Source organism: Nocardia otitidiscaviarum NBRC 14405, assembly GCF_000308635.1.
Classification (GTDB): Bacteria; Actinomycetota; Actinomycetes; order Mycobacteriales; family Mycobacteriaceae; genus Nocardia; species Nocardia otitidiscaviarum.
In genome coordinates, this window is record NZ_BAGD01000081.1 from 292748 (window position 1) to 307308 (window position 14561).

Consider the following 14561-nt stretch of genomic DNA (forward strand, 5'->3'; position numbering starts at 1 on the left):
CGAGGCGCCCCGACACATCCGCCACGCGCAGGTCCGCGCCCCGTCACCGACTGTTCACGTGTCCAAGTTTGCCTCGGGCATACCGATCGGGTGTGATCGTTGCCGTGCCTCTCCCCGAGATCAACTCCGCCCGCCTCGACCGACGCACCGTCCTCACCGGCAGTACCGCGGCGGTCGCGGCCACCCTGCTCACCAGTGCCACGGCCCGCGCCGAACATCCGGTGTTCCAGCACGGTCTGGCCTCCGGGGATCCGCTGCCGGACCGGGTGATCCTGTGGACCCGCGTCACCCCGTCGGCCGCGGCCACGCCCGGTTCCGGCGTGGGCGAGCCGGTGCGGGTCCGCTGGGAGGTGGCCACCGACGAGGGGTTCGGTACCGTCGTCGCCTCCGGAACCCACACGGCCACCGCCGATTCCGATCACACCGTGAAGGTGGACGTCTCGGGCCTGGCCGCCGGTCGCGACTACCACTACCGCTTCACCGCCCTGGATCAGACCTCGCCGGTCGGCCGCACGCGCACCGCCCCCGCCACCGGCGACACCCCCGACCGGCTGCGCTTCGGCGTCGTCTCCTGCGCCAACTGGGAGGCCGGTTTCTTCGGCGCCTACCGGCATCTGACCGCCCGCACCGATCTGGACGCCATCGTCCATCTCGGCGACTATCTCTACGAATACGCGGCGGGCAAGTACGGTGGCCGACTCGGCTCCGCGCGGCTGCACCAGCCCGCGCACGAAATCGTCTCGCTGGCCGACTATCGCATTCGCCACGCCCAGTACAAGACCGACCCCGATCTGACGAACCTGCACGCCGCATTGCCGTTCATCTGTATCTGGGACGACCACGAGACCGCCAACGACGCGTGGGCGGGTGGTGCCGAGAACCACACACCGGGTGCGGAGGGCGACTGGCAGCAGCGGCGGGCGGCCGCGCTCCAGGCGTATCTGGAATGGATGCCGGTGCGCGCGGGCGCCGACGGCCGCCTCTACCGGCGGCTGCGATTCGGCACGCTGGCCGAACTGTCCATGCTGGATCTGCGCAGCTACCGCACACAGCAGGTGCAGGCGGGCCCCGGCTGGCGACAGGTGGACGCTCCCGACCGCAGCATCACCGGCCCGGCCCAAATGGATTGGGTCACCAATGGTTTGGTGTCCGCGCCGGTGACCTGGAAGCTGGTCGGCAATCCGGTCATGATCGCGCCCCTGGTCTTCCCGCCGCTGGATCCGGCCACCACTGCCGCGCTCACCCAGCTGATCGGCATTCCGGAGGGCGGCATTCCCGCCAACCTGGACCAGTGGGACGGCTACACCGCCGACCGCAAGCGCCTGCTCACCGCGATCACCGACAACCAGGTCGGCGATGTGGTCTTCCTGACCGGCGATATCCATTCCTCCTGGGCCGCCGACCTGCCGCTGGACGCGGCCACCTACCCGGCGAGCCCCACGGCGGGCGCGGAGTTCGTCGTACCGTCGGTGACCTCGCAGAGTGTCGGCGACATCATGCGGACCCCGCCGCGCACCGTCTCGGTGGCCGCCGAGGGCGCGCTGCAATCGGTGAACCGGCACCTGCGCTACGTCGAGGTGGATTCACACGGATACGGCGTGCTGCATGTGGACGCCGAGCAGGCGCAGATGGACTGGTTCTACGTCGGCGATGTGGCCGACCCGAATACCGGTGTGCGCCACGGCGCTTCGTTCGCCGTCCGTCGAGGCGGACGGATCGAGCCACGCACCGCGCCGCTGCTCGACTGACGCCGGTGCGGCCCGCCCGCCGCGCGCAGCGGGGACGAGCTGAGCGGAGCCCGCCGGGCGGCGGGCGATCCGAACGCCCTACTCCTCCCAGTGCTCCTCGAGCGTCGCCGAGACATGTTCGGCGAAGTCGCCGAGGGTGTCGTCGCCGATGCAGCGGGCGTCCTCGGCCAGGGCGGCCCAGCGGTTGATCAGGGCGGCGGAGCGCGGTATCGAGAGTCCGTGTTCGCGCGCGGCCGCGATGCGGGTGTGGTCGGCGGGCAGGAACCAGTAGGTCGACAGCCACACCCAGATGAGCCGGGCCTCGAGAATTCGCTCGGCCAGCACCTCGTCGTCGGCGAGCGAGGGCCAGACCGCCACCACCTCGGAGCGCCACGCCTCCACCATCTGCCGCGCGCGTTCGCGGGACAGTTCGACATCGCACAGGCAGCCGGGGAAGGAGACCAGGGCGTAGGCGATATCGAGGGTGGCGTCGCGGAAGCCGCCCCACTCGTAGTCGAGGAACCGGGCGCCCTCCTCGTTGAGGATCACATTGTCCGGGCACAGGTCGGAGGGGCTGAACGCGCGGTAGCGGCCCGCGGAGAACAGCCGGTTACCGCGCACGATGCGCTCGGCGATCTCACCCGGCACGTCGATGCCGAGTTCGCGCTGCAGCATGAGCGGCACCTCGGCGACGGCGGATTCGGCCTGCTGGGCGATGCCGTCGACACGGTGCACCACGTCGACACGGCGTAGCAGGGCGACGAAATCGGCCTCGCGGCCCACGGTCGCGGCGTGCATGCGGCCCAGCGCCTGTGCGAATGCCATGAGGGCATTGCGCCCGGCGGGCTCCTGCCCGGCCTGGAGCACCGCGGTGAGCGGAGAGTTCTCCCCGAGGTCGCTCAGGATGAGCAGGCGGTCGGGCAGGCTGTAGCCGAGTAGGTACGCCCCGGGCCGGTGGTCGCGTCCGAGTGCGGTGGTGAACTGGTACGACACCGCCTCCCGGAGGAATGCCGAGTCGATACTGGCGACACCGGGGGCCATACCTCCGGTGCGTCGCTCCTGCGCGGCACCGCGAACCTGCTTGATGATCAGGGTTCGCGGAAGTGAAAATGCGTTCTCCGCAACACGCACGCGTAGGACTGTCGTCCTACCACTACCGCTGAGTTCCATAGGATCACTCAGCTTTACCGGAGCACCCATTCGCTTTGTGAGCAACTGTTGTGCCGCGGACACGACTTCGGCGGCGCGTTCGGCCAATAGTGCGGTCATCGCGTCCCAAGTTACTCGCTCCAGGTCACTTTCAGCGAGCGGTTGCGCAACCTTTCGCGCGTCGTTCGGCGTGTCCGCGTCAAGGGTTTGCCCACACGGCGCTGGTTGCTTGACACAACCATTACGGTCCGGTTGTCTCATCTTCAACTGCTGTGCGCCACACCGTAAACCGGTAAATGTGAAAGGTCCGTGACGATGACCGGCACACCGCCCGACACACCGAGAGAATCGGACGAAACACCCTCACAGAAGGGCGACGAGCGGCAACCCACCCGTTCCGGCCACCATCAAAACACCGAGCCGACACCGCATTCGGCGGGTGCGGGCAACAGTCCCGAGCACGGCCGCCACGAAATGCCGGGCCCGCGCGGCTACCCCCAATTCGAGGGGCCGGGCGCGGCGCAGTACGGCAGCGAGCCCGTGGAGCCGCCGCCACCCATGCCGTCGCAGGGCAGTTCGAGTGGTCCCGGTATGCCGCCGCCACCCGGCTACGGCCAACCCCCGCAGTCGGGCGCGTCGCAGGGACAGCCACCGCAGCCCGGCACCGGACAGCAGCCCTACGGCGCTCCGTCCCAGCCCGCTGCGGGGCAGCCTTACGGCGCTGCGCCCCAGCCCGGCGCGGAGCAGCCGTACGGCACGGGCCAACCCGCGGGGCAGCCTTACGGGGCGAGCCAGGCCCCGGGGCAGCCCTACGGGACAGGCCAGGCCCCGGGCCAGCAGTACGGGGCGGGCCAGCCCTACGGTGCCCCGACCCAACCGGGTGCCGCCGCCCAGTCGGGCGCGATGCCGCCCGGCGCGACCCCGTCGGGTCCGCCGCCGGGTGCTCCGGGTTCCGTCGGTTCCGCCCAGCCTGGTGGACCGCACCACGCCACCGGCGAGAAGCTCGACGTCGGCCGCGCCATCGCCTACGGCTGGGATCGGTTCCGCCTCAATCCCGTTCCGTGGCTCGGCATCGTCATGGTCGGGCTGATCGCCTACCTGGTGGTCGTGCTGCTGGTGAATATCGCCGACGTGCAATCGCTGTCGGTGGTGCTGCTGGTCTTCGCCATCGCCTCGCTCATGGTCTGGCTGCTCCAGGCCGCCATGATCCGCGGCGCGCTTTACGAAACCGACGGCACCCCAACCGATTTCCCTTCCTTCTTCGGCTTCGTCAACGCGGGCAACGTCCTGCTCACCGCCCTGATCGTCCTCGTCGGCTGCTTCCTCGCCTCGCTGGCCTGCGTCTTCCCGGCCGTCATCGTGGGCGTGCTGTGCATGTTCGCCCTGAACTTCGTCATCGACGAGGACATGAGCCCCATCGAGGCGATCAAGTCCAGCGCCCAACTGGTCATCCGCAACCCGGTCCCCACCGTGCTCCTGGCCCTGGTCGTCGCGGTCATGACCACCATCGGCGCCCTCCTCTGCGGCCTGGGCCTACTCATCGCGGGCCCGGTATCGGCCATCGCCGTCACCTACGCCTACCGCACCCTGACCGGCGGCCTGGTCGCCCCGCTGTAGAAAACGCGCGGTGGGTGCCGGGCACCCACCGCGCGTTCTCGGCCGCGAGCAGCGGCTACTTCTTGCCCTCGACGATCGGGACGCCGTTCTCGTCGACCTTCACGTCCAGGCCCGCTTCCTTGCGCTGCTGCGGGGTGATCGGGGTGGGGGCGTCGGTGAGGGGGTCGACGCCGCCGCCGGACTTGGGGAAGGCGATGACCTCGCGGATGGAGTCGACGCCGGCGAGCAGGGCGGTGATGCGGTCCCAGCCGAAGGCGATGCCGCCGTGCGGCGGGGCGCCGTACTGGAAGGCGTCGAGCAGGAAGCCGAACTTCTCCTGCGCCTCCTCGTGGCTGATGCCCATCACCTTGAACACCCGCTCCTGCACGTCACCGCGGTGGATGCGGATGGAGCCGCCGCCGATCTCGTTGCCGTTGCAGACGATGTCGTAGGCGTAGGCCAGCGCCGCGCCCGGATCGGTGTCGAAGGTGTCCAGGAACTCCGGCTTGGGCGAGGTGAAGGCATGGTGCACCGCGGTCCAGGCCGAATGCCCCAGCGCCACATCGCCGCTGGCGGTGGCGTCGGCGGCGGGCTCGAACATGGGCGCGTCCACCACCCAGACGAAGGCCCACTCGTTCTCGTCGATGAGACCGCACTTGCGGGCGATCTCCCCGCGCGCCGCACCCAGCAGGGCCCGGCTGGACTTGGCCTCACCGGCGGCGAAGAACACGCAGTCGCCCGGGTTCGCGCCCACGAACTTGGCCAGGCCCTCGCGCTCGGCCTCGCTCAGGTTCTTTGCCACCGGACCGCTGAGTTCGCCGTCCTCGCCGATCAGCACATAGGCCAGGCCCTTCGCACCGCGCTGCTTGGCCCACTCCTGCCAGGCGTCGAGCTGGCGCCGCGGCTGGCTCGCCCCGCCGGGCATGACCACCGCGCCCACGTACGGCGACTGGAACACCCGGAACGGCGTGTCCTTGAAGTACTCCGCCATCTCGGTGATCTCGACGCCGAAGCGCAGGTCCGGCTTGTCGGTGCCGAAGCGGCGCATGGCCTCGGCGTAGGTCATGTGCGGGATCGGCGTCGCGATCTCGTGGCCGATGAGCTTCCACAGCGCCACCAGGATGTCTTCGGCCAGCAGGATCACATCCTCCTGGGTGACGAAGCTCATCTCGATGTCGAGCTGGGTGAACTCCGGCTGCCGGTCGGCGCGGAAGTCCTCGTCGCGGTAGCAGCGCGCGATCTGGTAGTACCGCTCGACACCGGCCACCATGAGCAGCTGCTTGAACAGCTGCGGGCTCTGCGGCAGCGCGTAGAACTTGCCCGGCTGCAAGCGGGCGGGCACCAGGAAGTCGCGCGCGCCCTCCGGGGTGGACCGGGTCATGGTCGGCGTCTCGACCTCGACGAAGGCATGCTTGGCCAGCACGTCGCGGGCGGCGGCGTTGACCTTGGACCGCAGCCGGATGGCATGTCCGGGCCCTTCGCGGCGCAGGTCCAGGTAGCGGTACTTGAGCCGAGCTTCCTCACCGGGGGTCTCGTCGAGTTGGAACGGCAGCGGCGCGGCCTCGTTGAGCACCTCGAGTTCGCTGACGTTCACCTCGATCTGCCCGGTCGGCAGGTTCGGGTTGCCGCTGCCCTCGGGCCGGTCCTCGACCACGCCGGTGATCCGCACGCAGTACTCGTTGCGCAGCTTGTGCGCCTGCTCGGCGGGCTCGCCCTCCCGGAACACCGCCTGCGAGACACCCGACGCGTCGCGCAGATCGATGAAGATCACGCCACCGTGGTCTCGCCGCCGGGCCACCCAACCGGTGAGGGTGACGGTCTGACCGGCGTGCTCGCTTCGCAGCGAACCAGCCAAGTGGGTGCGCAGCACGGGAGTCCTTTCGACGGATTCGAGGCGCCGGAGAGTGACAGGCGCCGGGTCCATCGTAGAGAGACACGTCGCCGGAGTGGAAACCGATATCCGCCTCCCCGTGCCAAGCTGTAAGACGGCGGATTTCCGATCCGCTCAATCCTCATGTCCTGCCGCAGTATCGAGGCGACCGCAGACGGGAGCTAGCACGATGACCTTCAACGAAGGTATGCAGATCGACCCGGACCGGGTCTCCTCCGGCGGCGGTCCCGGCATGGGCGGCGGGCTGGTCCTGGGCGGTGGTGCGGTTGGTCTCATCGCACTGGTGGTGACGCTGCTGCTCGGCGGCGATCCGGGATCGGTGCTCGGCCAGTTCACCGGCGCGGAGAACGGGCAGACCGACCAGGGTGTGGCGGGGACGCCGGAACACTGCCGCACCGGCGCGGACGCCAACAGGTACGTCGACTGCCGGGTGGTGCTGACCGTGCAGAGCCTGGACGCGGTGTGGGACGACGAACTGGGCCAGCAGACCGGCCGCCGCTACACCGAACCGGCGGTGCGGCTGTTCTCCGGCGTGGTGAACACCGGCTGCGGGCAGGCGTCCTCCGCCGTCGGCCCGTTCTACTGCCCCGCCGACCAGACCGCCTACTTCGACACCGCGTTCTTCCAGGAACTCAGCACTCGCTTCGGCGCTAGCACCGGCCCGCTCGCCCAGGAGTACGTGGTCGCCCACGAGTTCGGACACCACATCCAGAATCTGCTCGGCGACCTCGGCCGCGCCCAGCGCGACCCCCGCGGCCCCGAATCGGGCGCCGTGCGCACCGAACTCCAGGCCGACTGCTACGCCGGCGTCTGGGCCTACTACGCCGACAAGCAGAACGCGCCCGGCAGCACCCAGCCCTTCCTGAAACCACTCACCGACCAGGACATCGACGACGCCCTCTCCGCCGCGGCGGCCGTCGGCGACGACCGCATCCAGGAGCAGGCCACCGGCCGCGTGAATCCCGAAGCGTGGACGCACGGTTCGGCCGAGGAACGCCAGAAGTGGTTCCTCGCCGGATACAAGACCGGCCAAGTCGCGGCCTGCGACACCTATTCAGCCCGCGACCTGCGCAACCCACCCGCCTGATCCGCCTCCCCGCGACTTCAGCGCACGGCTGAGAGCCGTTGACACGCATGCACGCGTGCCGGCGGTCATCTGCCGATCCGATTCTGGACGTACCCGCCGAGTTACCCCAATCGGTGCGAGATCAGTTGTCGCGTGTCGATCGGGAAAGCTTGTGAGTCGGCAGCGCTCCAAGTGGGGCCAGCCGTACCCGGATCGCGCAGCAAGGCGTACTCGGGTTGCGGGGCGAGGCGTACCCGCGTCGCGGGGTGGCGGTCCTTCGGTGGACAATCACCGTCGGCGGGCGGGAGGTTCGCCGGTACGGAGGGATTGGTTCATGGGAATACGCGGGGCTACAGGACTTTTCGGGCGGCGGAACGTGTTGCGGTCGGTGGCGGCGGTCGTGGTGACCGCCGCCGCGCTCGCGGTGGGCGGTGGGGTGGGCGGTGCGCAGGAACCGGCGCCGGCGTCGCCCGTGGCTCCGGCGGCACCGGCGCCCGTCACAGGTCCGATGCTGTTCACGCTCACGTCGATCCCGAACGGCTGGCTCATCGGGCGCACCGATCTGCGGCCGCTGCTCGAGGTGCAGGCCGACGGGCGGGCGATTCGGCGTCCGGATGCCGCCGATCCGGATCGGAGCGCGAACACCCCGCCGCAGGAGATCACCGGCACCATTCCGCAGGAGGTGGTCACGGCCGCGATCACCGAGACGCGGGCGCTGACCACCCTGGATATGGGGAATGCGGGTGTCTCCAACCAGAGCAGCATGATTCTCGACTACACCCCGCAGCAGCCGGATCAGGACGCGCACGTCATCGTCTACGACCCAGAGACCACCGACGGCCTCACCGAGGAGCAGCGGGCGAACCGCACCCGGTTCGCCACACTGTCGGAGAAACTCCTCGACGCCTTCGTCGCCGACCGCTGAAACCGCTGTCCGACCGCTGAAACGCTATCCGACGGTCCAGGTTTCGCGACCGGTGAGCAGACTCTGCAGGGCGTCGTCGTCCACCGGCTTGCGTTCCCGGGCCGTCTCGGCCTGGGCGCGCACGCCGTCGTCGTAGGTCGGCCGGGAGACGCTCCGGAATACGCCGGTGACCACGTGCGAGAGGTCCTGATCGGACAACCGGGAGAGGGCGTAGGCGTATTCGGGGCTGTCGGTGTAGGCGTCGTGGACGACGATATCGGCCTCGGCGACACTGTCGGCGCGGGCAACGCACAGCCCGAAACCATTGCGCACCACCGCCATCTCACCGTCGGCGCCGAAGCGGATCGGTTCGCCGTGGCGCAGCGGAACGAGGTGGGCGGCGGCGTTCTCCTTGCGCAGATTGTCGAAGGAGCCGTCGTTGAAGATCGGGCAGTCCTGGAGGATCTCCACGAAGGAGGTGCCCCGGTGTTCGGCCGCCGCGCGCAGCACCTCGGTGAGTCCGGCGCGGTCGGAGTCCAGGGCGCGGGCGGCGAAGGTGGCCTCGGCGCCCAGCGCCACCGACAGCGTGTTGAAGGGGTGGTCGACCGAGCCCATCGGAGTGGACTTGGTGATCTTGCCGGTTTCCGAGGTCGGCGAGTACTGCCCCTTGGTGAGCCCGTAGATCCGGTTGTTGAACAGCAGGATCGTCATGTTCACATTGCGCCGCAGCGCGTGGATGAGGTGATTGCCTCCGATGGAGAGCGCGTCGCCGTCACCGGTCACCACCCAGACCGACAGATCGGGCCGCGTCACCGCCAGTCCGGTGGCGATGGCCGGGGCGCGGCCGTGGATCGAGTGCAGCCCATAGGCTTCCAGGTAGTACGGAAAGCGGCTGGAGCAGCCGATCCCCGAGACGAACATGAGGTTCTCGCGCCGCAAACCGAGTTCGGCCAGGAAACCGCGCACGGTCGCCAGGATCACGTAGTCGCCGCAGCCGGGGCACCAGCGCACCTCCTGATCGGAGGTGAACTCCTTGACCTTCTGCGGTCGGTCGGCGGCGGGCACGCCGGACAGGCCGGTGAGCCCCAGATCGGTTCCGACGAACGGATTCTCGACAATGGTCATCACTTACCCCCTGGGGTGCGGTAGGTGGCCCGCGCCCGTGCGGCGAAAGCCTTGTCCTGTTCCATCTCCGCGATGGATCCGTCCAGTGCCGCGTCGATCACGCCGACCAGTTCCTGCGCCGAGAACGCGGTTCCGGCGATCTTGGTCCAGGGCTGCACGTCCACCAGGTATTTCGCCCGCAGCAGCAGGGCGAGCTGACCGCCGTTCATCTCCGGCGCGACCACCGTGCGATAGCGGCCCAGCACCTCACCGAGATTGGCGGGGAAGGGATTCAGATACCGCAGATGCGCCTGCGCCACCGGTACGCCGCGGCGGCGCGCCCGGCGGCACGCCTCGCCGATCGGCCCGTAGGAACTGCCCCATCCGATGAGCAGCAGTTCGGCGCGCCCGTCCGGGTCGTCGACCTCGAGATCGGGCACGGTGATGCCGTCGATCTTGGCCTGCCGCAACCGGACCATGAGCTCGTGATTGGCCGGGTCATAGGAAATATTGCCGCTGCCGTCGGCCTTTTCGAGACCGCCGATGCGGTGCGCCCGGCCGTTGGTGCCCGGAACGGCGAACGGGCGGGCCAGGGTTTCGGGATCGCGGGCGTAGGGCTGGAACCCGCCCTCGTCCTCGGCATCGGGTTCGAATCCGGGATCGATGCGCGGCAGGTCCGACACCCGCGGAATCGCCCACGGCTCCGACCCGTTGGCGATGGCCCCGTCGGACAGCAGCAGCACCGGGGTGCGATAGGTCAGCGCGATGCGCGCCGCCTGTACGGCGGTATCGAAGCAGTCGGCGGGTGAGCGTGGCGCCAGCACCGCCACCGGCGATTCGCCATTGCGCCCGTAGAGCGCCTGGAGCAGATCGGCCTGCTCGGTCTTGGTCGGCAGGCCGGTGGACGGTCCACCGCGCTGCACGTCCACGATGAGCAGCGGCACCTCGGTCATGACGGCCAGTCCGACGGTTTCGCTCTTGAGCGCCAGACCGGGGCCGGAGGTGCTGGTCACCCCCAGCGCGCCGCCGATCGAAGCGCCCAGCGCCGCACCGATTCCAGCGATCTCGTCCTCGGCCTGGAAGGTGGTGACGCCGAAGTTCTTGTGCTTGCTCAGTTCGTGCAGGATGTCGGAGGCCGGGGTGATGGGGTAGGTGCCCAGGAAGACCGGTAAACCGGCCAGTTGCCCCGCCGCCACGATGCCGTAGGCCAGGGCGGTATTGCCGGTGATCTGTCGGTAGGTGCCGGGCGGCAGCGTCGCCGGGGCAACCTCGTAGGTGCTCGCGAATGCCTCGGTGGTTTCGCCGTAATTCCAGCCCGCCCGAATTGCGAGAATATTTGCTTCCGCCACCTCGGGTTTGGCGGCGAATTTCTCCCGGATGAACTGTTCGGTTCCACTGATCGGCCGCCCGTACATCCAGGACAGCAAACCGAGCGCGAACATATTCTTGGCGCGCTGCCCGTCCTTCTTTCCAATACCGGTCGGTTCGGTCGCGCCGAGCGTCAGCGAGGTCATGGCTACCCGGTGCACCACGAAATCCGACAGCGTGTCATCGGCGAGCGGATCGCCGCTGTAGCCGACCTTGGCCAGATTCCGCTTGGTGAACTCGTCGGTATTGACAATGACGGTGGCGCCGCGCGCCAACTCCTCCAGATTCGCCTTGAGCGCCGCGGGATTCATCGCCACCAGCACATCGGGCTGGTCACCGGCGGTGAGGATGTCGTAGTCGGCGATCTGGATCTGGAACGACGAAACACCCGGCAGCGTGCCCTGCGGCGCTCGGATCTCGGCGGGGAAGTTGGGCTGGGTGGCGAGATCGTTGCCGAAGGCGGCGGCCTCGTGGGTGAATCGATCACCGGTGAGTTGCATACCGTCACCGGAGTCGCCGGCGAAGCGAATTACCACCCTTTCCAATTTCTCTGTGACGCCGCCGTTTCCGGACGCGGGCATCGGAGATCCGGCGGGTGCCAGGGGTTCATCGTCGTGCTGCGAAACCATGCGCCTGCATCACTTCCTCGTCGCTGTGAGGTATCAACGCCAAACTACTCCGCTGTATTCGCGACACACCCGCGAAATCGAGCGGTTGTTCTGGTGAATCTCAGCCGGATCAGGCGAACAGCGCCAGTTGCCGGTCGGGCGTCCGCTCCGCGGCGGGCCGCGATGCGGATTCGGCGACGGCCCGTTGCTCGGGCTCGGCCGGACGTGCACGGTTCAAACGGTGTTTCTCCAGCAGCGGCTCGATGCGGCCGCGCAGCCATGCAGAATACTCGGGTGTCACCGAGCTCCCGCGACCGTACAGCTGTCGGTAGCGTCGAATGAGCGCGGGATGCTCCGCGGCCAGCCATTCCAGGAACCAGTCGCGGGTGGAGCCGCGCAGATGCATGGGGAAGGCGGTGACCCCGGCCGCGCCCGCGTCGGCGATGGCCTCGAACAGCGCGTCCAGATGCGCCTTGCCGTCGGTGAGGTACGGAATCACCGGTGCCACCATGACATTCACGGCGAATCCGGAGTCGGCGAGCGCGCGGATGAGGTCCAGGCGGGCCCGCGGCGAGGGCGTGCCGGGTTCCAGGCTGCGGTGCAGATCCTCGTCGAGGATGGCGAGCGACACCGCCAGATCGATGGGAACCTGCTGCGCCGCCTGGGTGAGCAGCGGCAGGTCCCGCCGCATGAGCGTGCCCTTGGTGAGAATCGAGAAGGGCGTGCCCGATTCGGTGAGCGCGGAGATGATGCCGGGCATCAACCGGTAGCGCCCCTCGGCCCGCTGGTAGGGGTCCGTATTCGAGCCCAGCGCAACGGTTTCCCGCCGCCAGGAGCGCTTGCGCACCTCCCGGCGCAGGACGGGCACCACATTCGTCTTGACGACGATCTGGCTGTCGAAATCCCGCCCCGCGTCCAGGTCCAGGTACTCGTGCGAGCCGCGCGCGAAGCAGTAGCGGCACGCGTGCGAACACCCGCGCATGGGATTGATGGTCCAGTTGAACGGCATGCTGCCGCCCTCCGGGAGCTTGTTCAGCGCGCTTTTGCAGAGCACCTCGTGGAACGTGATGCCCTCGAACTCGGGAGTCTGTACGCTGCGCACGAGACCAGCCCGCTCGAGTCCCGGCAGCGCGCCGTCATCGGCGTCCAGGGTCTGGTTCTGCCACCGCACATTCCCAGTCGAACATGTGTTCTAGGTACTGTCAAGCGATCTGCCGCGTGTCGACCTTGCCGAGCTCGTTGTCGGCGAAGGCGATCAGATCGCGCACCGTCTCCTCGGTCGGACGCGGCTGATAGCCGAGTTCGGTCCTGGCCTTGGTGCCGTCCACGACGGGCGCGGAGATGAGGGCGCCCATGGCGGCCTTGGACAGGATGTCGCTGCCGAAGAGCTTGCCCACCGGTTCCAGCACCGGCATGACGGCCGAGACGGCCTGCGCCGGAATCAGGAAGCGCGGCCCCTTCTTGCCATTGATGGCCGCGGCCAGCCGGGTGACATCCCACATGGTCTGCATATGGCCGGTGATCAGGTAGTTCTCCCCGGTCCGGCCGCGTTCCCCGGCCAGCACCAGGCCGAGGGCCACATCGCGCACGTCGACCAGATCGAAGCTGCCGCCGATCATGACCGGGACGCGACCCTTGGACGCGTCGAGCAGGGTGCCGTTGATGCGCGAGCGGGTGTAGTCGACCGGGCCGTAGACACCGGTCGGATTGCACAGCACGGCATCGAGGCCCTTGTCGACGACCTTGCGCAGTTCGACCTCGCCCTGCCATTTGGACCGGTCGTAGACCGGCAGGTCCGGGCTGATGGACCGCGCGGTACGCTCGTCGATGCGGCCGCCGCACTGGTACTGGTTGAACGCGTGAATGGAGCTGGCGTGCACGAACCGGCGCGCGCCGACGGCGAGCGCGGCCTCGGCGACCACGCGCACCCCCTCGGTGTTGATGCGCCAGGCGAGGTCGTTCTTCTGGGCCAGGGTGATGACCGCGACCAGGTGGTACACCACCTCGGCCCCCTCGAGCGCGGTGCGCATGGAGGCGGGGTCGAGCACGTCTCCGGTCACCCAGGTGACACCCGGTTCCGCGACGCCGGTGGGCCGGACCCGATCGATGGCGGTCACCTCGTGTCCGCGATCGGTAAGCAGGCGAAGCAAATTGGTGCCAAGGAACCCGGCGGCGCCGGTGACTGCGACCTTCATGAACAATGAATATAGAACCTGTTCTAAATTGCAACAAGTTCTAGTCATCCTGCCTGTGGATAGGCCACGCGCGCTCGTCGGCGCGGTCCGATATATTCGGAACCGCTATCTGTCCACGACGATCGGGGGGCGAGTCATGACCGAACTCTCGGTGGATCCGGAAGCGGTCCGCGCCTTCGCCACGACCCAGCACGGTGTCGCGGGCGATATCGCTGCTGCGGGCAACCTGGACACTGTAGCCAATGTCGCCGCCATGACGCCCGTCTTCGGGCTCATCGGCGCGGACTATCTGGCCATGTTCGCGGTGGCGGAGCTGCTGCACGGCAAGGACGTCAACGCGCTCTCGGCGCGCTACGCGCACCTGGGGCAGGTGGCCGCCGGAACCGCGACCGCCATCCAGACCACCGACGGCGAGTTCGCGGGCGGTCTGGACCGGATGGACACGGCGATCGGAGGACAGGGATGAGCCCCGTCGATCCCTCGGGCGTGATCGGCCCCGCCTCGACCGCCGGGGAGGCGGTGGCGACGATGCCCGCCGCCGGAACCGGCCAGCGCGGGCCGCTTCCCGATGTGCCGCTGTTCCAGCTGCCCGCCGATATCGCACCGTTCGAGCCGCCCGCGTATCTGACTACGCGCAAGGAATTCGAACAGGGCGCGACACCGGTTCCGGGCGGGATACCGGCCGGAATGCCGGGTACGGCCGCCACCGAGCCGACGGCGGTACTCGGCGGACACCCCGGCCCCGACGCCGCTTCCGGGATACTCGGATGGACTTCCGGACTCGACGCCGCCCAAGGTGTGCTCGACGGCCGGTCCGCCCTGGATTCCGCCCAGGGGGTGCTCGACGGCGGACGAACCGCGCTCGATTCCGCTCACGGCACGCTGGACTGCGTGCGCGCCGCGCTCGACAGCGCGCTGAACGACCCGCCCGGCACCCTCGCCGACGCGCAGGC

11 protein-coding genes and 1 pseudogene are annotated in these 14561 nt (G+C 68.8%); 6 read left to right on the top strand and 6 right to left on the bottom strand.

Annotation, left to right across the window (positions count from 1 at the left end; genetic code table 11):
* Positions 1–92 precede the first annotated feature (92 nt).
* A complete protein-coding gene (locus ON31_RS17985; RefSeq protein WP_255222152.1) occupies positions 93–1748 on the top strand; it encodes an alkaline phosphatase D family protein in 1656 nt (551 codons plus the stop codon).
* 78 nt (positions 1749–1826) lie between these two features.
* Here ON31_RS17985 and ON31_RS17990 read toward each other — a convergent pair whose 3' ends face one another.
* Positions 1827–2996, bottom strand: a complete 1170-nt coding sequence (locus ON31_RS17990) for a phosphotransferase family protein (RefSeq protein ID WP_029924359.1) — start codon at positions 2994–2996, stop codon at positions 1827–1829.
* A 195-nt stretch (positions 2997–3191) separates the two neighbouring features.
* On the opposite strand from ON31_RS17990, the gene ON31_RS36765 reads away from it, so the two are divergent.
* Positions 3192–4493: a DUF2189 domain-containing protein gene (locus ON31_RS36765; protein WP_147287156.1), complete on the top strand. Its 1302-nt coding sequence runs from the start codon at positions 3192–3194 to the stop codon at positions 4491–4493.
* Between the two features lie 55 nt (positions 4494–4548).
* Here the strand turns inward: ON31_RS36765 and aspS are convergent, their stop codons facing one another.
* Positions 4549–6342 carry an aspartate--tRNA ligase gene (gene aspS / locus ON31_RS18000; protein ID WP_039815023.1) on the bottom strand — a complete coding sequence of 598 codons (1794 nt, stop codon included), beginning with the start codon at positions 6340–6342 and terminating at the stop codon, positions 4549–4551.
* 190 nt (positions 6343–6532) lie between these two features.
* On the opposite strand from aspS, the gene ypfJ reads away from it, so the two are divergent.
* Complete coding sequence (gene ypfJ / locus ON31_RS18005) at positions 6533–7450, top strand: KPN_02809 family neutral zinc metallopeptidase (RefSeq protein WP_039815025.1); 918 nt, start codon at positions 6533–6535, stop codon at positions 7448–7450.
* Between the two features lie 313 nt (positions 7451–7763).
* The gene (locus ON31_RS18010) at positions 7764–8354 is read left to right on the top strand and encodes a hypothetical protein (RefSeq protein WP_255222153.1); all 591 of its coding nucleotides are present in this window, start codon (positions 7764–7766) and stop codon (positions 8352–8354) included.
* 24 nt (positions 8355–8378) lie between these two features.
* Here the strand turns inward: ON31_RS18010 and ON31_RS18015 are convergent, their stop codons facing one another.
* The 4 genes from ON31_RS18015 to ON31_RS18030 all read right to left on the bottom strand — a co-directional run bounded on the left by ON31_RS18015 (position 8379) and on the right by ON31_RS18030 (position 13608).
* Positions 8379–9458 carry a 2-oxoacid:ferredoxin oxidoreductase subunit beta gene (locus ON31_RS18015; RefSeq protein WP_039815029.1) on the bottom strand — a complete coding sequence of 360 codons (1080 nt, stop codon included), beginning with the start codon at positions 9456–9458 and terminating at the stop codon, positions 8379–8381.
* Complete coding sequence (locus tag ON31_RS18020; protein ID WP_039815195.1) at positions 9458–11386, bottom strand: 2-oxoacid:acceptor oxidoreductase subunit alpha; 1929 nt, start codon at positions 11384–11386, stop codon at positions 9458–9460. The genes ON31_RS18015 and ON31_RS18020 overlap by 1 nt, the downstream gene beginning before the upstream one ends.
* A 157-nt stretch (positions 11387–11543) precedes the next feature.
* Entirely contained in the window at positions 11544–12584 is a 1041-nt protein-coding gene (locus ON31_RS18025) for an Rv2578c family radical SAM protein (protein ID WP_039815031.1), read from the bottom strand.
* 31 nt (positions 12585–12615) lie between these two features.
* A complete protein-coding gene (locus ON31_RS18030) occupies positions 12616–13608 on the bottom strand; it encodes an NAD-dependent epimerase/dehydratase family protein (protein ID WP_039815032.1) in 993 nt (330 codons plus the stop codon).
* 136 nt (positions 13609–13744) lie between these two features.
* On the opposite strand from ON31_RS18030, the gene ON31_RS18035 reads away from it, so the two are divergent.
* Positions 13745–14074: a type VII secretion target gene (locus tag ON31_RS18035; protein WP_029924340.1), complete on the top strand. Its 330-nt coding sequence runs from the start codon at positions 13745–13747 to the stop codon at positions 14072–14074.
* A pseudogene (locus tag ON31_RS18040) lies at positions 14071–14561 on the top strand (hypothetical protein); the annotation flags it as partial. The gene ON31_RS18035 and the pseudogene ON31_RS18040, both read left to right, overlap by 4 nt.